Origin of the sequence: Tistrella mobilis KA081020-065 (assembly GCF_000264455.2) — a bacterium.
Taxonomy (GTDB): Bacteria; Pseudomonadota; Alphaproteobacteria; order Tistrellales; family Tistrellaceae; genus Tistrella; species Tistrella mobilis.
Genome location: NC_017958.1, coordinates 716,525 through 737,530, shown reverse-complemented (window position 1 = coordinate 737,530; position 21,006 = coordinate 716,525). Strand labels below are relative to the sequence as shown.

The 21,006-nt window shown below is 68.0% G+C and carries 11 protein-coding genes and 2 pseudogenes; 6 read left to right on the top strand and 7 right to left on the bottom strand.

Annotation, left to right across the window (positions count from 1 at the left end):
- Position 1: 1 nt before the first annotated feature.
- The 6 genes from TMO_RS26895 (at position 2) to TMO_RS30965 (ending at position 5,429) form a co-directional block, all read left to right on the top strand.
- Positions 2–1,192 (top strand): CynX/NimT family MFS transporter, encoded by a 1,191-nt coding sequence (locus tag TMO_RS26895; protein WP_145978466.1) that lies wholly within the window; start codon positions 2–4, stop codon positions 1,190–1,192.
- A gap of 127 nt (positions 1,193–1,319) precedes the next feature.
- Complete coding sequence (locus TMO_RS26890; RefSeq protein WP_041607640.1) at positions 1,320–2,288, top strand: CPBP family intramembrane glutamic endopeptidase; 969 nt, start codon at positions 1,320–1,322, stop codon at positions 2,286–2,288.
- Between the two features lie 248 nt (positions 2,289–2,536).
- Positions 2,537–3,004 (top strand): TIR domain-containing protein, encoded by a 468-nt coding sequence (locus tag TMO_RS26885; protein ID WP_041607639.1) that lies wholly within the window; start codon positions 2,537–2,539, stop codon positions 3,002–3,004.
- Positions 3,004–3,630, top strand: coding sequence for a hypothetical protein (locus tag TMO_RS30970; protein WP_081599083.1), 627 nt, complete (start codon positions 3,004–3,006; stop codon positions 3,628–3,630). Before TMO_RS26885 ends, TMO_RS30970 begins: the two co-directional genes overlap by 1 nt.
- 3 nt (positions 3,631–3,633) lie before the next feature.
- Positions 3,634–4,770 carry a nucleoside triphosphate pyrophosphohydrolase family protein gene (locus TMO_RS26880; protein WP_041607637.1) on the top strand — a complete coding sequence of 379 codons (1,137 nt, stop codon included), beginning with the start codon at positions 3,634–3,636 and terminating at the stop codon, positions 4,768–4,770.
- Positions 4,767–5,429, top strand: a complete 663-nt coding sequence (locus tag TMO_RS30965) for a uracil-DNA glycosylase (RefSeq protein ID WP_081599082.1) — start codon at positions 4,767–4,769, stop codon at positions 5,427–5,429. The genes TMO_RS26880 and TMO_RS30965 overlap by 4 nt, the downstream gene beginning before the upstream one ends.
- A gap of 17 nt (positions 5,430–5,446) precedes the next feature.
- Here the strand turns inward: TMO_RS30965 and TMO_RS30960 are convergent, their stop codons facing one another.
- The 7 genes and pseudogenes from TMO_RS30960 to TMO_RS32740 all read right to left on the bottom strand — a co-directional run.
- Positions 5,447–5,932 (bottom strand): TIR domain-containing protein, encoded by a 486-nt coding sequence (locus tag TMO_RS30960; RefSeq protein WP_081599081.1) that lies wholly within the window; start codon positions 5,930–5,932, stop codon positions 5,447–5,449.
- Positions 5,933–5,973: 41 nt separating this feature from the next.
- Positions 5,974–6,561 carry a hypothetical protein gene (locus TMO_RS26870; protein WP_041607636.1) on the bottom strand — a complete coding sequence of 196 codons (588 nt, stop codon included), beginning with the start codon at positions 6,559–6,561 and terminating at the stop codon, positions 5,974–5,976.
- A 3-nt stretch (positions 6,562–6,564) separates the two neighbouring features.
- Positions 6,565–7,707, bottom strand: a complete 1,143-nt coding sequence (locus TMO_RS30955) for a toll/interleukin-1 receptor domain-containing protein (protein WP_081599080.1) — start codon at positions 7,705–7,707, stop codon at positions 6,565–6,567.
- A 126-nt stretch (positions 7,708–7,833) separates the two neighbouring features.
- Complete coding sequence (locus TMO_RS26865; RefSeq protein ID WP_014748211.1) at positions 7,834–8,067, bottom strand: MbtH family protein; 234 nt, start codon at positions 8,065–8,067, stop codon at positions 7,834–7,836.
- A gap of 63 nt (positions 8,068–8,130) precedes the next feature.
- Positions 8,131–14,622: pseudogene (locus TMO_RS30060) on the bottom strand (non-ribosomal peptide synthetase); the annotation flags it as partial.
- Entirely contained in the window at positions 14,619–17,402 is a 2,784-nt protein-coding gene (locus TMO_RS32470; RefSeq protein WP_041607635.1) for a non-ribosomal peptide synthetase, read from the bottom strand. The pseudogene TMO_RS30060 and the gene TMO_RS32470, both read right to left, overlap by 4 nt.
- Before the next feature lie 112 nt (positions 17,403–17,514).
- Positions 17,515–21,006: pseudogene (locus tag TMO_RS32740) on the bottom strand (amino acid adenylation domain-containing protein); the annotation flags it as partial.

The following is a 21,006-nucleotide window of genomic DNA, read 5'->3' as shown; positions in this document are numbered from 1 at the left end:
CATGTCCACCTCGTCCCCGCGATCCTCTGCCGCCGTCAGCCGCGGCGCCGCGCTGTTGCTGATCGTCGCCATCGTGCTGGTGGCGCTGAACCTGCGCCCGGCGCTCACCAGCATCGGGCCGCTGCTCGGCACCGTCTCCGCCGCGCTCGGCCTCGACAGCGCCACCGCCAGCCTGGTCACCACCCTGCCGGTGATGTGCCTGGGCCTGTTCGGCCCGGCAGCCCCCATGCTCGCCCGCCGCATCGGCGTGCCGGCCGCCGCGGTGGTGGCGCTGGTGATGATCGCGGTGGGCGTGGTGCTGCGTGGCTTCTTCGGGCCCACCGGCCTGTTCGCCGGCTCGCTGCTGGGCGGCGCCGGCATCGGCATTGCCGGGGTCCTGCTGCCGGGGGTCGTGAAACAGGCGTTTCCAGACAAAGCCGGGTTGTTGACCGGTATCTACACCATGGCGCTCTGCGGCGGTGCCGCGATCGCCGCCGGGGTCACCGCGCCGATTGCCGAGGCCAGCGGCAGCTGGGCGGTGGCGCTGGGCGTCTGGGCGATCCCGGCGCTGCTCGCCGCCGCGGTCTGGTGGCCGGCGGCGCGGCATCTGGACACCCGGGCGGGGCACCGGCCCAATACCGGCACGCGGCTTCTGACCTCGCCGCTGGCCTGGTCGATCACGCTGTTCATGGGCCTGCAAAGCTCGCTCGCCTATTCGGTGTTCGGCTGGCTGCCCAGCATTCTGCAGGATCGTGGCGTCAGCGTGGTGATGTCGGGGCTGGTGGTGTCGGTGTCGCTGCTGGTGCAGACGATCTCGGCGCTGTTCGTGCCCGTGCTGGCTGCCCGGCGGCGCAATCAGCAGCTCTGGGTTCTGGCGATCATGGTCTGCACGATTTCAGGCATGCTCGGCATGATGTGGGGGCCGGTTGCGACCATGTGGCCCTGGGCGGTGGTGCTGGGCATCGGCCAGGGCGGCTGTTTCGCGCTGGCGCTGGTGATGATCGTGCTGCGGTCGGGCGATGCGATGACGGCGGCCCGGCTTTCCGGCATGGCCCAGTCGGTGGGCTACACGCTTGCGGCACTCGGGCCGCTCGCCATCGGCCTGATCCACGAGCTCACCGGCGGCTGGTCGCTGGTCGCCTGGCTGCTCAGCGGCATCGGCCTGGTCGCCCTGGTCAACGGCCTGATCGCCGCCCGCGACCGCACGTTGTGAACCTTCGGAAAAGATTGCGCATCGATAGGCACTCCGTGATGCAGATCGCCACAGGTTGGTGATAGAGTGGGCACCCGACACGTGCCGGGTATCGGGAGCCGGCCGGGGTGATCACGAAGGGGTGCCCATGACCGCCAGCGAGAAGACCAGCACCGCACCGGCCAGGCCTGCCGCAACCGCAACCGGCTCTGCCGTCGGCCCCGGCCCGGCCGCCCGCAGCAATGCCTATCTCGACATGGGCCGCCTCGGCCGCAGCAGCGAGCTGATCTACGGCATCGGGCTGATCATCATCTTCCTGGTGGTGCCGCTGGGCGCGGCCCAGGTGATCGGCCCGATCCAGGCCTGGGCAATCAATACCTACGGCCCCCCTGACGCCATGGTCAATCTGTTCGCGACCACGGCCAACATCGTGGGCTTCCTGATCTGGATGGCGATGTTCCCGATCTGGATCCTGGGCGTCTTCCTGGTTGTCCGGCTGCTCAACCAGCGGCCGTTCATGACCCTGATCTCGCCGACGCGCACCTATGATCTGAAGCTGGTCGGCCTCGCCTTCCTGATCTATCTGCCCCTGGTGACGCTGTCCTCGCTCGCCGGCATCTGGCTCGCCGGCCAGCCGGTGACCTTCAACTTCGTGTTCGAACCGGCAGGCTGGATCGCGGGCCTGGCCCTTGGCCTCGTGCTCTACCTGATCCAGGCGACCTCCGACGAACTGGTCTTCCGCGCCTATCCCCTCCAGGGCGTCTACGCCGTGATCGGCCGCCCGGTGGTCGCCGCCATCGGCGCCGCGCTGATCTTCTCCCTCTACCATTACAGCCCCGCCAACACGCCCGAAACCTATGCCAGCCTGTTCATCGCCGGCCTGTTCGCGGCCGCGCTGACGGTCAAGGCCCAGCGCCTGGAACCGGCGATCGGCGTCCACCTCGCCAACAACCTGTCGCTGTTCTCCATCGTCCAGAACCCCGAAGTCACCCCGGCAGAACCGATCTGGCGCCTGGCCGAACCGGTGGGCATGAGCTGGGCGCTGGTGGCGACGGCGATTGTCGCGGCGGTGGTGTTTTGGGTGGTGTTTTTTGGGGTTTGGGGGAGGAGGGGGTGAGATTGCTGGGCGATTATACCGCTACCTGTTTTGTCGCAATGAACCGTTGCCTAACTAAACGGTCTGGACCCCACCAAACAGTCTGCCCCCCTTCTTCCCTCCAACCCGTCACGCCGCTCATTCTCTGTATTGCGTCCTGAATAATTTTGATCTGATAATTGATAAGAGCGACAGGTTTTCCATCGCATGTTGATTGTAGGATTCTCACTATTCGCATTTGACCATCGATGTAAAGCTGGAGGGGTTGAATGACAGGAAAAAGGAATGTGTTTATTAGCCATGTCCACAAGGACGATCATGGACTCCAGAAGCTAAAGGATTTGCTGGCTCCGAAAGGGATGGAGATCAGGGATTCCTCTATCCATACGGGGAAATTTAACAATGCTACCAATGAGAGCTATATAAAGACACAGATCCTTGCCCCTGCCATCAAATGGGCTGGAGTGTTCATTTGCTACGTTTCCCCCCAGACCAAGGACAGTGACTGGGTGAACTGGGAAATCGAATATGCGGCCAAACAGGGCAAGCGCATTGTTGGTGTTTGGGAGCATGGCGAGAAGGAATGCGACCTCCCAGAGGCTCTGAAAGAATATGCTGACGCTTTGGTTGGGTGGAACGGCGATGCGATCATTGATGCGATCAACGGGAAGGACTCGTGGGAGAAGCCTGACGGTGGCGCCTGCGACCCGGTTCCACTCAAGCGGCACCCCTGCTGATGGCTCGCATTCACTCCTATGTGGTGCGATATGACAGTGGTTTCGCACCTAATCCCTTCTACGGCTACTGCACGCTTGCGACCTGCAAACCCAGTATCCGCAGATCCGCTGACATCGGCGATTGGGTGGTCGGCAGTGGGAGCAATGATAGAACTGTCCGACGTGGCGGGCATCTCGTGTATGCGATGCGCGTGACTGAGGCGATGACATTTGACGAGTATGGCGCAGACCCACGGTTCGAGGCTAAAAAGCCGTACCGCAATGGGAGCCGGAAGCAAAGTTGCGGGGATAGTATCTACTTCAGGGCCGCGCCTGGAGCCGCTTGGCAGCAGCGAGACTCATTTCACTCCCGCCCCGACGGCACACTCAATTCAGACCATGTCGCCCGCGACACGGGCGTTAACAGGGTTCTGATTAGCAGTGACTTTCTGTATTTCGGGGGCGAGGGGCCGAAGTTTCCCGAGGAACTGAAAGACAAGCAGAATCGGCCTCTATGCAAAAGAGGAAGAGGTCTGACCACCTTTGATGATGCGCAGCTGATTGCGAATCTTGAGCAATGGATTCGCAGCTTTGACGTGAGTGGTTATCAGGGTGCTCCATTCGAATGGCTGACTCTTCGCGGGTGACCGATGAAAAAAGAAGGCTCCCTCTTGCTCTCGGACTATGCGGCGGAAATTGCCGCAACAGACGTACTTAATCCGCATGACTTCGACCCTGTCCTCCAAGGTCTATACGGAGAAGTCGGCGGAATAATGACCACGGCTAAGAAAAGTGTACGAGAGAGAACTTCTTACCCGGGTTTCAGGAAGGCGGCAGAAGAAGAGTTTGGCGACGCCCTCTGGTATTTGGCCGCAATCTGCAGGCGCGTGCAGATTCCTCTTGAAGAGATCTTCGCGGAAGCTGCGAACCACGGAAACTTCAAGAATGTGGGCGCTGCAAGTGACATCACCGGAGGTGCGTTGGCTTATATCGCTGTGCCTGTCGCCGCGACTGCTTCGTTGGATGCCACGTTGGTACGCTTGGGGCAGTCAGCGGCGGCCCTACTGGGAAGCACACCTGCACGCACTGATCTGGTTGTCTTCGCACGGGCCTATCTGGATGCGATCCATGCGGCCGAACTAGCGTTTTCGGAGGTGGCTCGTGGTAATCTCCGGAAAGCTCGCGGTGCGTTTCTGGAGCCCCAAGCGGATGACTTGGCCGGGCTTGATTTTGACAGTGAGTTTGGAATTGAGGAACAGCTACCCAGGGACTTCAAAATTCGGGTTAATCAGCGGGGCAGTGGCAAGAGTTATCTCCAATGGAAAGGTGTATTCATTGGAGAGCCACTGACTGACAACATTGCCGATCGCGATGGCTACCGGTTCCATGATGTCTTCCATTTTGCCTATGCAGCCATCTTGCATTGGTCGCCGGTGATACGGGCATTAATCAAGCACAAGCGAAAGAGCAATCCGAAATACGATGAAGAGCAGGACAGCGGCCGGGCCATCGTCGTTGAGGAAGGACTTACGGCCTGGATTTTTTCCAGGGCCAAAGAGTTGAATTTCTTTGAGGAACAGGAAAAGGTTTCACTTGGAATTCTCAAGACAATTGGCGAGTTCGTGAGCGGTTACGAAGTAGAGAAATGTCCGTTGAAACTCTGGGAGAAGGCCATCCTGGATGGTTATGCTGTATTTCGCCAGCTCAAATTAAATCAAGGTGGATGGATTATTGGAGACCGCGAACAACGTGCCATCACATACATGCCATTGGAGTCTGAAAAATGAAGACCCATCCATTTGTTGATGCAGTTGCTTCACTGCAGTTCGAAGACTGCTTCAATCCATACTCGGATCGTTGTGAAGTTCATGATCGACGCGACGCACCGCGTCGCCGTGCTGCCGCACTGTCCGCCATGTTGCGTCGTGCAACCGAGGAACCCGTAGACGCCATATGGATCGGACGAGACCTCGGATATCGCGGAGGGCGCCGCACTGGGTTAGCTCTGACCGACGACGTTCACATAAGCCAGCACGCTAGGCGTTGGGATCTCGACCAGGTCGCCGAGCGTCCGACGATAGGCAGTGCCGTGGCCGAACGAACCGCCGCGGTCATATGGGGCATGCTGGAGCACATTGATGCTCGCATCTTCCTTTGGAACGTCTTCCCTCTCCACCCGCATGAATCAGGAGATCCTTTCACCAACCGGCAGCACAACGCGCGTGAGAGGCGAGCTGGCGAAGATCTGCTCCAACAGCTCATTGTCTTGCTGCGCCCCTCTCGCATCGTCGCCATCGGCAACGATGCTGCCGCTGCGGCCCATCGCATCACAGATTCTGTACCCGTGGTTTGCGTGAGGCATCCTAGCTACGGGGGGCAGACGCAGTTCCAGAAGCAAATCTCGGAGCTCTATGGGCGCCCCATGAGCACCGGGTCATTGTTCTGACGAGAGGCTTGGCGGTCTTACCGAGCAGCGATCGCCGCTTCAATCCAACCCGACAAGTTGTCACTGATGTGGTTGTAGGCCGCGCTGCTGGTGGCCCCTGGTGGATCGTAGATGCGGACGACGGTGGATAGCTTTCTACCGTCGTTCAAGGTAAATGAGTCGAACGGATTGCCCCCGGCAACTGATGGTTGCTGGTTGTGGTCCACCAGTTTGTGGACTCGTATCCCCAAGAGCCCCTTTCCAGTATTCCATGACTGCTCAATTTCATACCGAATCCACGGGCGATTCGCCGTTTCGGCGCCGACCAGAACAATCGTGCATGTCCGCCCTTGCAGTTGATTGTCAATCCAGCGCTTGATTGCGGCCTTGCCGCCCCGCTTCACCTCTTCCCACTTGTTATCGCTTGCTGGCGGGTTGCCCTCCACAACACCAATATTCCGTATCTTGGAGGCGCGCCAACCGTCGCGTTGATAGTGAAAGCTATAGAAGACTTTCCGTGCCATGGCGAATCCTTTGTTGGCCCGTGCAAATCGGTAGAGGAGATTCAGCCCGCTGCGCCTTGAATGTTCGATGCGAGGTGCGTGTGAAAAAGTCGCGCAAAGTCCACATCAACAAGATCCTCATCAGTGAAATGGCCTTGATCTTTGGCCAAGTTCAAGGCCGCCCCGCCTGGCGACGGCACGGGCAGGACTTTGGCGGCCGGATGAAATTGCCTGAAGAGTTCATGCTCGGCTTCCACTCCTTCCATGCCGCCGATGAAAACAGCGGCAACGAGATCATCGCGCGATAGCATCTCTTCCCGCATTAGCAGCAGGCTCGCATCTCTGTCACCGGCAACTGCGTTGGTGAAGACCACATTGTGAAAGCGGTCGTTTTCTTCCGGGTAGCGATCCTTGAAGAACGTGCTTTGATACAGAATCACGGCGCCACAATAATCAACCCCCAAATCCTCGCAGATGCTCCAAATCATGGGCGTGATAGCGGGATGGCCTCCCCACACGATCTTGTGCTGACGGATGACGGCTATGACCAGCTCCCTCACAGCGCACTGGATGAGAAATGGATTGGCGGTCTCGTGATACGAGCCGCGGCCGACAAGTGGGACACTGGCTGAAAGGAAGATTGCGCTCACGATTCAGGCCTCCCAGTCTGCAAATTGCCACCCAGCCTCGCTGGCTTTGACCCACCGTGCGGAGTGGATATGCTGGCCCAGCCAGTCCAAATGCCCCAGCCACCGAGGATGCAAGCCAACATGATCGTAAACGACGGCAACCGACTGATCCGGCGAATTGGTGGATGCGTCATGCAACGATGTTGACGTGGGCACGCCAACCGTCGGGTAGACAACGACATTCCGGCCATTCGGTAGCTGGATGTAGACCGCCTTGTTAGGTCCAACTCCGACAAGTTGTCCGCCAATCGTTTGAATTGCGTTACGCAAATTGCTCACTAGATTGACGGAACGGACCGCATGGCTTTGACTGCGAACTTCTTCAAGCTGAAGACAGATTCGCTCCACAGCGCTGTCTGCGAGGCGTCCTGTGGCCGCATCCACTTCTTCGGGCAATAACTCTGCGCGACTGGCTGTGGCTGTTCGCGCAGATGGCGTGCAGTCTGGCCAACCAACCCGTAAGACGCTAATACCTTTCGCCAGCGCGCGTCCGAACTCTGCGCTCGTCCAGCGGCTTTCAAAGTAGCTAGGCGTGTCGAGCATGAGTAGGACATCCGAGTCGCAAAGCCGGTGCCACAGCATTGTCTGGAAATCTTCTGCAGGCGGAATTCCATGTGTATCGAGAAACACATCGAAGAGCCGAGCAGACAGTGCATCGAACAACTGTAAGGCAGCCTCCCTAGCTTCGCCCCGACGATAGCTTACGAATACCCGGCGCTGCCGAGGAAGTAACCCGGCACACTCTAGCAGAGCACTTGCGACACGTTGCGGCCCGCCAGCGCTGTACGCCAAGCAGTTGAGCGGCTGCAGTAAGGTCGGGATTTCTGCACCGATTCGGGTGACATCGGTGGCCACCGGCAGCAAAGGGATGCCTCGTTTCAGAAGCTTTGCTACGTTGGCAAGAGGTGGGTTCTCACCGCCGAAAAATACCGCAGCAGACGAACGTTGCTGATCTGGGTTGAACTCTTCGGGACGAACCTCCCATCCGACATCATGCCCCAATCGTAAATTAAACATGCCCACAGCCTTTCCGATGACCTCTTCAATCTCGGAAACCTGCGCATCAGTTGGTACTCCAAGAAGAGCAAGTTGATAAATATGTGGCATATCCCTCCTCCCTGATTCTGTATATTTTAAATAAGCGGCGATTTTAGAGATATATAGATAATTTACTGCTGTTGTGATTTAATATTGGAGAAATATTGTGAAGATGAAATAAAAATTCCCAAAACCTCACCTCTCCCCCGCCTCCCGCGCCTGCTCCTCCATCTTCTTCCGCAGACTAAGCGGCCGCATATCCGTCCAGACCTCTTTGATATACTCCAGGCATTCGGCCTTCGGGCCCTGTTTGCCGGCCTTGTTCCAGCCGAGCGGCAGGTCGCGGTCGGCGGGCCAGATCGAATACTGTTCCTCGTGGTTCACGACCACTTCATAGATCGTGCGGTCTTCTTCGTCGTCCCAGCTCATCCTGCGTCTCCTGTATCCGGTCCCCCCCGGGGGGTGTCTTCTGGTGGTTGGTCTGGTCTGATCTTACCCTGCCGCCGTCTCGGTGACAGTCTGCGTCAGCAGATGGTCAATCACGGTTGCCAGGCGGTCGACATGGGGGGCGGTCATCATCGTGTCGTGGCGGCCCGGCACGGTTGCGGTGGCAAGCCGGCCGGTGGCGTGGCGGCCCCAGCCGCAGGCCGGGTCGCGGCGGGCCAGATCTTCCAGGGCCGGGGTCAGGGCCTCGGCCGCGCGCAGCATGGCGAGCGGGCCGCCATAGGCGGGCAGGGTCGCCTCGCGCGCCAGGCGGCCCGAGATCTGGGTCAGGGCCAGCAGGCGGCGCACCGTGCCCTCGGCGTCGCGGGCGGGCAGGGCGCCGGCCGCGACCGCGCGGTCCGCCACCAGGCGGAGGCGCGCCGGCGAGGTGAGCGGTGCCAGCTCGTCTTCTGCGACCGCAAGCCCGGCCAGCCCGGCCAGATAGGCGAGATAGGCTTCCTCGCGCCGGTAGCGTTCATCCACCCGCGGCACATGTTCGGGCGGGAAGGTGTCGAGCAGGGCCAGCAGCGCGACCTCTTCACCCGCCGCCTCCAGCATCGCCGCCATCTGATAGGCGACATGCCCGCCGAAGGACCAGCCGATCAGGTGATACGGTCCTTTCGGTTGTATGCGGCGGATCGCCGCCAGATAGGCGGCCGCCATCTCCTCCAGGCTTTCATGCGGGGTCTCGCCCGGCTCGACGCCTGCCGCCTGCAGGCCCCAGACCGGGCGGCCTGGGGCCAGCCGGTCGACCAGCGGGCCGTAGCAGAACACCGTGCCGCCACCCGGCGGCAGGCAGAAGAGCGGGGCGCCGCTGCCGTCGCGGCGGAGCGGCACCAGGCGGCCCGTCCCGGCGCCGTCGTCCGCCAGCTCGCCGTCGTCCGCCAGGTCGCCGGCCTCCTTAAGATGCACGGCCATCGCCCGCACGCTGCCCGCGCGCATCAGCAGGTCCAGCGGCACCGTGCCGCCCAGCCGCGCCTTCACCTCGGCCACCAGCCGCACCCCCAGCAGGGAATGGCCGCCCAGGGCGAAGAAATCATCCTCCACCCCGATCGGCGCGGTGCCGAGCAGCTCTTCCCACAGCGCCAGGAGTGCCGCTTCCAGCCGGTCGGCCGGCAGGGCGCGGGCGGGATCGCGCGCCGGATGGCGGCCGGCCGCCGTCTCGGGCCGCGGCAGCCGCGCCCGGTCGAGCTTGCCCGACGCGCCGAGTGGCAGCCGGTCCAGCACCATCACCGCCTGCGGCACCATCGCCGCCGGCAGCACCTCACGCGCCCGGCGGCGCAGCCGGTCGGCGAGGGCGGACTTGCGGCGGCGCGCCAAGGGATCGTTTGCCAACCGGCCCCGCGACACGGGGCTGCGCATCCAGCCCCGGGCCAGCGGGTCGTCGGCGAGGCCCGGCACATCGAACAGCGCATCCATCGCGCCTGCGATGCCGGAGGCCGCCGGCGCCAGCCGCACCGCCCGGCCCAGCCTTTCGCCCATCTCGTGCAGGCTGTCAGGATGGGCGGGTTCACCCGTAGCAGTTGCAGACACCAGCCCCAGCCGCTGCCCGCGGGCGGTGTCGTCGGCGATCCGCGCATCGGGGATGTCGGTCACTTCCAGCGCGCCGGTCAGGCCGGCGAGTCGCGCGGCCAGCGCTTCGGCACCCGGCCAGGGCAGCGTGGCCTCGGGCCGGATGGCCGCGGGGGCCGGGCCGAACACCGCCATCACGTCATAGCGATAGCGCACCAGCTCGTTGTCGCCCCGGCCACGCTTGATCAGGGTTTCGACATGGGCGAGGCCCGGGATGCGGCCGATCAGGCCGTGGAACCAGGCCGGGTCCAGCATCAGCTCTTCATCCGCCGCCACCGCCCGGGCCACGCTGTCGCGGTCGGGCAGGGCGCCGCCGGACTGAAAGGCCAGAACCGAGGCATGGAAGATCTCCGCCAGCCCGTGATCGCGGATATCGCCCAGGAAGGCGGCACCGCCCCCGGCCAGGGCCGCGCCGATCCGCAGCAGCACCTTTTCCAGATGGGCGGGCGCCGGGAAATACTGCGCCACCGAATTCATCACCACCAGATCGACCGGGCGGTCGATCGGCAGCGGGTCGGCGGCTTCCTGGCGTTCCAGCCGGACATGGCCCCAGCCATGGCCCGCCAGCCGGGTTTCCAGCCCGGCGAGCGTCGCGGCCGAGAAATCGGTGCCGAGGATCGAGGCGGCAGCCGGCGCCAGCGGTTCCAGCAGCAGCCCGGCACCGCAGCCGATCTCGGCGATATGGGCCGGGCGCCCCGCCGGCAGGGCGCGGCGGATCGCCGCCACCGTCCGGTCGCGCCAGTCGCGCATCTCGTCGACCGGGATCGGCCGGCCGGTATAGCTGCTGTTCCAGCCGGCGAAGAGGGCGTCTCCGGGGTCCGTCTCCGGCGTCGGATCTGCTGCCGTCTCTGCCGCGGCCGGCCCTGCGGTCTCGTAGAGTGCCCGCCATTCCTCCACCCGGTCGCGGGCCAGCGCCGCATCGCCCTCGGGGTCGGCCCCGCCGCGCGGCGTGACCCAGGCGACCAGCCGGCGATCGGTGGCGGGAGACGCGGTCGGGGTGGGCAGGTCGGGCACTGCCGTTTCGGGGAAGATCCGGCGATAGAAGGGCGAGGCGCGGAAGCCCGCTTCGGCACCATGATTGGGCGAGAACCAGTCGAAGGGCTCGCTGGTGCCGTCGGGCATCTCGATCGTGCCGGTCAGCCGGAAATCCGGGTTGATGCCGTTGGCATGCAGGGTGCGGGTGATGGTCATGGCGATGCGGCTGCCCGCGGCCACGGGCCGGCCCTCGCCGAAGACCGGCAGGAAGACCGGCAGCCAGCAGCAGATCTCGCCCAGCGTGTCCATCACCCGGCCGCGCGCGGCTTCCAGTTTCAGCCAGACGGTCAGCCCCGACAGATGGCCGGCGCGGCGGGTGGTCAGCACCACATGATGCCGGCTTTCGGTCGCAACCGGCCCGGCATGGTCCAGATCCTCGAACACGGCGGCATCGGTCAGCAGATCATCGGGGCCGATGCCCTTCAGGCAGAGCCTGAGGTCGAAGGGCCCGCCGCGATCCTCGAAGATCCGCCGCACATAGCCGGCGGTCAGGCTGGAAAAGCCCGGCGCCTCGCGGAAACCGGCCGGCAGTTCCAGCCCCGCCACCATCGACACCGTGCGCGCCGGGATCATCTCCGCCCCGGGCTTCAGCAGCCGCCAGACATCGTTCAGGATGACGGCAGAGCCTTCGCAGCCGCCGATCGGGCCGATGATTTCCGACACGCAGATGTCTGCGGGCTCGGGCAGGGTCACCCGCCGGGCATCGCCTTCGACGACGATGATCCGGTCGTCGAGCCCCAGCCGCCGCACGGTCGCGCGCGCGGCGTCGGCCGAGGCTTTCAGCAGCTCCACCGCATAGACCTTCGCGGCGCCCGCCTCGACGCATAGCCGGGCCAGGATGGCATCGGCGCCGGTGCCGATATCCACGACCACCTTGCCCGGCACCGCGGCGCGGATCGCCGCCCGGTAATGGGCGTTGCGGGCCTCGTCATGGGTCATGGCGTGGTAGAGCGTCTCGTCATAGACGAAATGCTCGGCGATCGAGGGCCAGAGTTCCAGCCGCCGGCCATCGGCCAGGGCGTCGGCGGGGCGGAGCGCGATCGCCGGGCCGCTGCCCGCATCCGCGGGCGCGGCCGCAACCGGCCTCTCCATCTCGATCACATCCACCACCGCATCGGCCACATCCGGGTCGGCGCGCAGCACCGCCTCGATCTCGCCGGGTTCGATCCGGTTGCCGCCGAGTTTGATCTGGGTGTCGATCCGGCCCAGATAGTCGAGCGCGCCATCCGGCCGGCGGCGGACCAGATCGCCGCTGCGATAGAGCCGGGCGCCGGGCCGGTCGGGGGCGGGGTGGGGCACGAAGCGTTCGGCGGTGAGGTCCGCCCGCCCGGCATAGCCGCGGCCGACGCCTGCCCCGCCGATGCAGAGTTCGCCCGCAACGCCATCCGGCACCGGCCGGCCGCGCGGGTCCAGGATCAGAAGTTCCGCGCCGTCGATCGCGGAGCCGATCGGCGGCGGGCCCGCCTCTGCGTCCAGCCCGACCGCCATGGTGGCGCAGACCGCGCATTCGGTCGGGCCATAGGCATTCACCATCCGCCGTCCGGGGGCGAAGCGGCGGACCAGTTCGGGCGGGCAGGCCTCGCCGGCGACCAGCAGCACCGCCAGATCGGGCAGATCCCGGCCGATCGCCGCCAGCATGGTCGGGGTCAGCGTCGCCACCGTCACCCGTTCGGCCGCCAGGAAATCGCCCAGCGCCAGCGGGTCGCGCGCCACCGCCGCCGGCACCGGCATCAGTTCCGCCCCGGCGATCAGCGCCATCAGCAGTTCCGAAAGGGCGGCATCGAAGCCGGGCGAGGCGAGTTGCGCCACCCGGTCTTCCGTCCCCAGCCCCAGCATCCGCGCCTGGGCGAAACCGGTGTTGAGCGCGCCGCCATGGGTCACCAGCGTCGCCTTGGGTGTGCCGGTCGAGCCGGAGGTGAAGATCATCCAGGCGAGCTGGTCGCCATGCACCGCCGGCAGCGGCCGCGGCTCGGCATTAAGGTCCGCCGGCCCGCAGCGGGGCAAATCGGGGGCGAGGGTGGAGAGCCGTGCCAGGCCGTCAGGATCGCTGATCGCAAGCCCCGGGGCACCGCCGGCGATCATCGCCGCCAGCCGCGCATCGGGCTGGGCCGGATCGACCGGCATCTGGCAGAGCCCCGCCCGCCAGATGGCGAGGGTGGCGGTGATCTGGTCGATGCCGCGATCCATCAGCAGCAGCACCGGGGTTTCGGGGGCGAGCCCGCGCGCGGCCAGCGCCGCCGCCATCCGCTCCACCCGCGCCTGCAACTGGTGGCCGGTCAGCCGCGGGCCGCCGGCCTCGGCCACAACCACCCGGTCGGTGGCGAGCCGTTCTGCCAGCACCCGGCTGAGGTCGGGGGCGGGGATGGCCTCAGGGGCCGGCCCGCGGCCCGCGGTCATCACCGCCCTTTCCATGGCCGCCGTCATCACCGGCAGGGCCGACAGCCGCGTCTCCGGCCGGTCGAGCCCCGCTTCCAGCAGCACCGCAAAGCCGTCGATCAGCCGTTCGACCGTCGCCCGGCCAAACAGCGCGGTCGCATGGGCGACGACCAGGTCCAGCCCCGCCGCGGCGCCGGTCTCGTCGCGGCGCTCGAAGACATGCCACTCCATCTCCATGCGGGTGCGGGTGATTTCGGCCGTGAAGGGGCGCAGTTCCAGCCCGGCCAGGGTGACGCTGCCCCGGGGCGCGTTTTGCACCGCAAAGGCGATCCGGAACAGCGGCGGCCGCGACGGGTCGCGCTCGGGCGCCAGCTCCGCCACCAGCCGTTCAAAGGGCAGGTCCTGATGGTCATAGGCGGTGGTGGCCGCCGCCCGGCTGCGGGTGATGATCTCGTCCATGGTCGGGTCGCCGTCCAGCGGCACCCGCACCACCAGCGCATTCACGAAAAACCCGATCAGCGCCTCCAGATCGGGATGGGTGCGGTTGGCGACCGGGATGCCGACCGATACATCCACCTCGCCCGACCAGCGGGCGAGCAGGGCGTTGAAGGCGGCGAGCAGAATGATGAAGGGCGTCGCCTTGTGCCGCCGCGCCGCGGCATCGACCTTCGCAGCCAGCGCCGCCGGCAGCCGGCGGCTGACCACCGCGCCCTCGAAGCGCTGCTCGGCCGGCCGCGGCCGGTCGGTCGGGAACTCGCCGGGCACGAAGCCGTCGAGGGTGCGGCGCCAGTGGTCGATCTCGCGCTCAAGCGCCGCCCCGCTCAGCCGCCCCCGCTGCCAGGCGGCGAAATCGGCATACTGGCAGGCCAGCGGCGGCAGGTCGGTTTCGCGGCCCGCGCGTGCCGCCGCGTAATGCGTGCCGATTTCGGCGGTCAGCACCCCCAGCGACCAGCCGTCGGATGCCACATGATGCAGGGTGATCAGCAGCAGATGGTCGTCGGCGGCCAGTTTCAGCAGCCGGCTGCGCAGCTTGAACGGCTGGGCCAGATCGAAGGGCGTCTCTGCCTCGGCGGCGACCCGTGCCGTCACCATCTCCGCCGGGCAGTCGCTCAGATCCTCGACCGCGATCGGCCAGGCAGCCGGCGGCGGGGCGATCAGCTGCACCGGCCGGCCGTCGCGTTCGACCAGCGCGGTGCGCAGCGCCTCGTGCCGGGCGACGATCCGCCCGATGGCGTCTTCCAGCGCCCGGTGGTCCAGCGCGCCCGCCAGCCGCAGCACGGCGGGCAGGTTGTAGGCCGCAGTGCCCGGTGCCAGCCGGTCGATGAACCACAGCCGTTCCTGCGCGAAGGATGCCGCCGGCGCGGGGTCGCGCGGAATGCGCGGGATTGCCGTGCCGGTGGCAGCGGCCCCCGCCTTGGCTGCCGCCAGCCTGCGTTCCAGCGCCGCGCGCTGTTCGGGCGAGAGCGTTTTCAGTTTCGCGCGCAGCGCCTCGGCCGAGGGGCGGGGGGCGTCGGTCATGCGGCGGTCTCCGGATCGTCGTCGCCCGCAAGGGCGCTCAGGTCGTCGTCGCCCAGAAGGGCGCTCAGATCGTCATCACCCAGCAGGGCGGCAAGCTCGTCGTCGTCCAGAAGCGCCAGATCGTCGGCGAGCGCGTCGGTGCGCGCCTCGTCCACCGCCGCGGCCAGGCCCTGAAGGGTCGGCTGTTCGAACACCGTCGCCAGCTGCACCCGGATGCCCAGCTCCCGTTCGATGCGGGCGACCAGCTGGGTCGCGCGCAGCGAATGGCCGCCGAGTGCGAAGAAGTCGTCGCCGCGCGACACGGTCTCCACGCCCAGGATCGCGGTCCAGATCCTGGCCAGCGCCGTCTCGGTTTCCGTCGCCGGTGCCGCACCGACGCTCTGCCCCGGGGGGATGCCGTCCACCGCCGGCAGGGCCTTGCGGTCCAGCTTGCCATTGGCCGATCGGGGCAGGGCCGGGCTGATCACCCAGCGCGCCGGCACCATCGGTGCCGGCAGCCGGGTTTGCAGCCAGGCCGCCAGCCGGCCCGCGAGACCGGCCGGGTCGGCCGGCATCACCCTGGGTTCGACATGGGCGACCAGCGTCGCGGCGCCGGCGATGTGGCGCACCGTCACCAGCACCTGGGCGACATCGTCATGGGCGCCCAGCGCCGCCTCGATCTCGCCCGGCTCCACCCGGAAGCCGCGGATCTTCACCTGGTCGTCGGCCCGGCCCAGATAGGTCAGCCGCCCGTCCCGGCCGCGGACCACCCGGTCGCCGGTGCGATAGACCAGGCTGCCGTCGGGGCCGGTCACGAAGCGCTCGGCCGTGCGCAGCGGATCGCCGGCATAGCCGATCGCCGGGGCCGTGCCGCCGATCAGCAGCTCGCCCGCCACCTCGTCGGGCAGAACCCGGCCGTCCGGGTCGGTCACGAACAGCACCGCGCCATCCACCGGCCGGCCGATCGCCGGCCGGTCGGGCCAGTCGTCGACGGCGTCGGCCGGCAGCAGCTCCGCCGCCACGACGTGGGTTTCGGTCGGCCCGTACTGGTTGTCGATCGCGAACCGGCTCTGCCGGCACCAGTCGCGCACCGGGCCGGTGATCCGCAGCTGCTCCCCCGCCGTCGCGATCAGCGCAACCGAGGTCGGGATCCGCTCGGGATGGGCGGCCAGATGATCGGCCAGCGCATGCAGCATCACCACCGGCAGGAACAGCCGCGCGACCTGATGCGCGCGGATGAAAGCGATCAGCGCCGCCGGATCGCGCCGGACCGTCTCGTCGGTAACCACCAGCGGGCTGCCTTCGGCCCAGGCGAGCGCCGCCTCCTGCATCGACACGTCGAAGCCCAGGGGTGCAAAGCCCAGCGTCGGCGCCGGCACAGGATGCCGCGCGCGATGCCAGCCGGTCAGTTGGTCCAGCGTCCGCCAGGCCACCATCACCCCCTTGGGCGTGCCGGTAGAGCCCGAGGTGAACAGCAGATAGGCGGGATCGTCGGGTCCGACCGTCACCGGCGGGGGGCCGGCCTCGCCCTCGGGCAGCACCGTCACCGGCAGATCGGTCAGCGCGCGCAGCCGCGCCAGCTGCGCCGGATCGGCGATGATCGCCGCCGGCCGGCCGATCTCGATCATGGTCTTCAGCCGCGCATCCGGCAGATCGGGATCCAGCGGCATCGCCGCCGCCCCGGCGAGCCACACCCCCAGCAGCCCCATCCCATGCGCCTGACCGCGCCCGAGCATCAACCCCACGGATCGGCCATGCGCCTTGCAAATCTGCTGCGCCAGCGCCGCCGCCCGCCCGGTCAGGCTGTGGCGGTTGATGCTGCTCCGGCCGTCGATCAGCGCCGGGGCGGCAGGGTCTTCCGCCGCCCGCGCCAGGATCTCGTCCAGCACCCGCGGATGGGTCATCGCGCGCCCGCGTGCCGCCGCATCGATCCGCGCCGCTTCGTCGTCGCCCAGGATCGGCAGCGCCGTCCAGCGCTGGTCCGGCTCTGCCGCCATCGCCGTCAGCACCCGCGCCAGCCGGGTGCCGATGGCCGTGGCATCCGCGCGCGCCAGCCGTGCCGGGGCGTAGGTCAGTGCCAGATGCCAGCCGCCCGGCCCGGCCTGGCCGTGGATCTCCAGATCCAGCCGCGTGCCGATCAGGGGCGAGGGCCGGGGCGTCACCTCCAGCCCCGCCAGATCGGGTGTCGCCAGATCCCCCGGCTGCCAGGCGACCAGCACCCGGAACAGCGGGTTGTCGGTGCCGCTGCGCGTGACATCCAGCGCCTCGACCAGCCGGTCGAAGGGCAGGGCCTGATGGGCCAGCGCCGCGATGGTATCGGCCTTTACCCGCGCCAGCAGCCGGTCCAGGCTGTCCTCGGCTTGCGCCAGCGAACTGCGCAGCACCACCGTGTTGACCAGAAAGCCGATCAGGGCTTCCGAAGCCGGATCCGGCCGGTTGGCGACCGGCGTGCCCAGCGCGAAATCGCGCGTGCCCCACAGCCGCGCGAACAGGATCTGTGCCGCCGTCAGCAGCGTCATGAACGGCGTCACCCCCGCCCGGCGTGCCAGCGCGTCCAGCCCCCGGCTCGCGGCCTCGGGGAGGGGCACCACCACGACCGGATCGGCGGCGTCAGGCAGGTTTTCCGGCCGCCCCGGCACCGCTTGCGGCGGCGGCAGCCCGTCCAGACGATCCCGCCAGAAGGCGAGATCCCGGCCGGTCAGCGCGGCAGCCCGCCGCGCGGTTGCGGGATAATCCACCGAAAGCGGCGCCGGCGCCCGCCCGGCATAAAGATCCTGCAGCTCGCGGATCAGCACCCCCATCGACCAGCCATCGGCCGCGACATGGTGCAGAACCACAATCAAAAAGATGTCTCTCAGCGCCAAACCGCAACAAATGCGTGCGGAGGAACGGCCCCGACGCCAGATCGAAGGGCCGGGCCGCCAGGTCCCGTGCCAGCAGGTTTGCCTCAGCCTCGTCCGCGACCGGCAGCACCGGCAGCGGCCAGGGCATGGGCACCGGCTGCGGCACTGCCCGCGGCTGCTCGTCCACCGCCAGGATGGCGGTGCGGAGCGGCAGATGCCGGGCGACGATCTGCCCGAAGGCCGCCGCCAGCCGGTCCACATCCAGCGGCCCCGTCAGATCCAGCGCCGCCGAGATCACCGCGGCGGCCGGGTCGGCACCCAGCCGGTCCAGGAACCACCACCGCGCCTGGCCGGGGCTGAGCGGCACCTCGCCGTCGACGACCGGCGCGAAGTCCGGCAGATCGATGCTGTCGTCATCCTCCGGCGCGGCCGCCGCCTCCAGCTCCGCCGCCAGCGCCGCCAGTGTGGTGGCGCGGAAGAGCGTTGCCAGCGGCAACGGCCGCCCCGCCGCCTGCAGCCGCGCCGCCACCCGTGCCGCCGCCAGGGAATGGCCGCCCAGGGCGAAGAAATCATCGTCGCGGCCGGGCGGCAGCTTCCGGCCCAGCACCTCGGCCCAGATGCCGGCGATCAGCCGTTCGGCCGCGGTTTCCGCCACCGCCCCGGTCGCCGCCGCCATCTCGGGCGCCGGCAGCGCCCGCCGGTCCAGCTTGCCCGATGTCGTCAGCGGCAGCCGGTCCAGCTGCACCCAGTCCGCCGGCACCATATAGCCCGGCAGCCGGTCGCGCAGCCGGCGGGCCAGCCGCGCCGGTGCGGCCGTCGACACCACGTAGGCGCAGAGCCGGGGCTCGGCGCCGTCCTCGCGCAGGATCACCGCCGCATCCTGCACGCCGTCCAGCGCGCGGATCGCGGCCGCAATCTCTGCGGGCTCGATCCGGTGGCCGCGCAGTTTCACCTGGTCGTCGGCCCGGCCCAGAAAATCCAGCCGGCCATCGGCCCGCAGCACCACCAGATCGCCGGTCGCATACAGCCGTACGCCATCGCCCGTGGCATCGGGCCGGAAGGCCAGCGCCGTGCGCACCGGATCGCCGGCATAGCCCCGGGCCAGCCCGCGCCCGCCGACATGCAGTTCACCCGGCATGTCGATGCCGACCGGCCGGCTGGCCGCATTCAGCACATGCAGCCGCGCCCCGGTGATCGCCCCGCCGATATCGGGCAGCCCGATACTCGCCGCCGGCCCCGGAGACACCGTCCCTGAACTCGCGACCACCGCCGCCTCGGTCGGCCCGTAATTGTTGACCAGCCGGAAGGGCAGGCCCTGGGGCGGCCGGTCCGTCAGCCGCTCGCCCCCCGCCAGCATCAGGCGGAGTGCGGTCTCCGCCGGCCAGGCCCGGCCCAGCAGCCCGCCGACCAGCGGGGTGGGCATGAAGGCCTGGGTGATCCGCCGGTCGACCAGCCAGCCGGCCAGCGCCGCCGGATCGGCCAGCATGGCGGGATCCGCCGCGACCGCGGTGCCGCCCGCGGCCAGTACCGGCCAGATTTCCCAGACCGCGGCGTCGAAACCGGGGCCGGCCACCAGGCTCGCCCGGGTGGCCGGCCCCGTGCCGAAGGCATTCACATGCCAGTCGACCAGCCCCGCCAGCGCGCCATGCGGCACCACCACCCCCTTGGGCTCGCCCGTCGAGCCGGAGGTGAAGATCAGATAGGCGGCATCCTCCGCCGTGTTGATCCGGGCCGCCCGCGCCGCCGCCCCGCCATTGCCGAAACCGCCGTTATCCGGGCCGACGTCGACATCCAGCCGCGGCAGCAGCTCCACCCCTTCGGGCAGGGCCGGCGCCACCACCGCCCGCGCGCCGGCGCGGCGGATCAGCGCCGCCAGCCGTGCCGGCGGGTGGCGCGGGTCCAGCGGCAGATAGGCGGCACCCGCCGCCCAGATGCCCATTGCCGCCGCAGCGGCGGCCCGCCCCGGGGACAGGATCACCGCCACCACATCGCCCCGGCCGATCCCCGAACGCGCCAGTGCCTGCATCAGCCGGGCCGCGGCCGCATCCAGCCCGGCATAGTCGATGCCGCCGCCCGGATCCTCCACGGCCGGCGCCGCCGCCCGCGCCGCCACCATGCGCGCCAGCCGCACCGGCACCAGTTCCGCCGCCGGCGGCACCGCGGGGGCGGCGGCCGCGATCGCCGCCAGATCCTCGTCCAGCAGCGGCACCAGATCGCCGATCCGCTGTCCGGGATCGGCCGCCACCATCTCCAGCAGCCGCACGAAGCGCCGCCCCAGCCGGTCGACCCGCGCCGCATCGAACAGCGCGGTGTCGTACAGGATCATGCCCGCCAGCCCGCCGCCGGGGGCGCGGGTCAGATGGATCTCCAGGTCGAAGCGGGCGATGCCCTGATCGGTCTCCAGCCCGCGCAGGCTCAACCCGCCGGGGGCGGTACCGCTGCCGACCGGCGCGTTCTGGAAGGCCAGCACCACCTGCACCAGCGGGTTGCGGCTGGGGTCGCGGGTGTCTTCCAGCGCCTCGACCAGTTTCTCGAACGGCAGATCCTGATGGGCCAGCACCGCGCGCGCATCGTCGCGCAGCCGTTCCAGCCAGGTGGTGAAGGCGGGGTCGTCGTCGAACCTGGCCCGGAAGGGCAGGGTGTTGACGAAAAACCCGATCAGCGCCTCGTGCTCGCGCCGCCGCCGGTTGGCGACCGGCGCGCCCAGGGCGAAATCGCGCTGGCCGGTCTCGTGATGGATCAGAACCTGCGCCGCCGCCATCAGGGTCTGAAAGGTCGACGCGCCATGGTGCCGGCCCAGCGCCTCCACGGCCGCGGTCAGCGCCGCCGGCACGTCGAAGCGCCGGGCCGCGCCCTCGAAACGCTGGACTGGCGGCCGGGGCGGGCCCGCCGGCCAGTCCAGCACCGGCAGCCCGTCCAGCCGGTGGCGCCACCAGTCCAGCAGCCGGGCCTCGGCCGCCGCATCCAGCGCCGCGCGCTGTTCCGCGGCATAGGCGGCGTAAGAGGTGGTCAGCACCGGCAGATCCGCCGGCAGCCCGTCCAGCCGGGCGCGATAGGCGGCCATCAGCTCGTCGAACAGAATGCCCAGCGACCAGGCATCGGCGGCGATATGGTGCACCGTCACCGCCAGCACATGCCGGGCGGGTGCCGTCCGGATCAGCAGCAGCCGGAAAACCGGCCCCGTGGCCAGATCGAAGGGCCGGCGCGCCTCCGCCGTGGCCAGGGCCGCCGCCGCCGCGGCATCCGGCGCATCGGCCAGCCGCAGCACCGGGCCGGGCGGGGCCGGGTCCACGATCTGCCGGGGGCCATCCGCCCCCTCCTCATACCGCGTCCGCAGCACGCCATGGCGGGCGATCACCTGCTGAAGCGCCGCATCCAGCGCCGCCGGGTCGATCTCTCCGCGGATCTCGACGGCAGAGGCGATGTTGTAGGCCGGGCTCCCCGGCTGCAACCGGTCCAGGAACCACAGCCGTGCCTGCGCGAAGGACAGCGGCGCCGCCTCTGGCGCGGTGTCGGGCGCTGTTTCAGGCGCAGCGGCAGGGTCCGGGCGCTTGCCGCGCAT

Excerpts from the sequence above, each read along its gene's own strand:
- TMO_RS30965 (WP_081599082.1), top strand. The coding sequence starts at position 4,767 with ATGAAGACCCATCCATTTGTTGATGCAGTTGCTTCACTGCAGTTCGAA.
- TMO_RS26865 (WP_014748211.1), bottom strand. The coding sequence starts at position 8,067 with ATGAGCTGGGACGACGAAGAAGACCGCACGATCTATGAAGTGGTCGTG.
- TMO_RS26880 (WP_041607637.1), top strand. The coding sequence starts at position 3,634 with ATGAAAAAAGAAGGCTCCCTCTTGCTCTCGGACTATGCGGCGGAAATT.
- TMO_RS32470 (WP_041607635.1), bottom strand. The coding sequence starts at position 17,402 with ATGGGGGTGCTGATCCGCGAGCTGCAGGATCTTTATGCCGGGCGGGCG.
- TMO_RS26890 (WP_041607640.1), top strand. The coding sequence starts at position 1,320 with ATGACCGCCAGCGAGAAGACCAGCACCGCACCGGCCAGGCCTGCCGCA.
- TMO_RS30970 (WP_081599083.1), top strand. The coding sequence starts at position 3,004 with ATGGCTCGCATTCACTCCTATGTGGTGCGATATGACAGTGGTTTCGCA.
- TMO_RS30960 (WP_081599081.1), bottom strand. The coding sequence starts at position 5,932 with ATGGCACGGAAAGTCTTCTATAGCTTTCACTATCAACGCGACGGTTGG.
- TMO_RS30955 (WP_081599080.1), bottom strand. The coding sequence starts at position 7,707 with ATGCCACATATTTATCAACTTGCTCTTCTTGGAGTACCAACTGATGCG.
- TMO_RS26895 (WP_145978466.1), top strand. The coding sequence starts at position 2 with ATGTCCACCTCGTCCCCGCGATCCTCTGCCGCCGTCAGCCGCGGCGCC.
- TMO_RS26885 (WP_041607639.1), top strand. The coding sequence starts at position 2,537 with ATGACAGGAAAAAGGAATGTGTTTATTAGCCATGTCCACAAGGACGAT.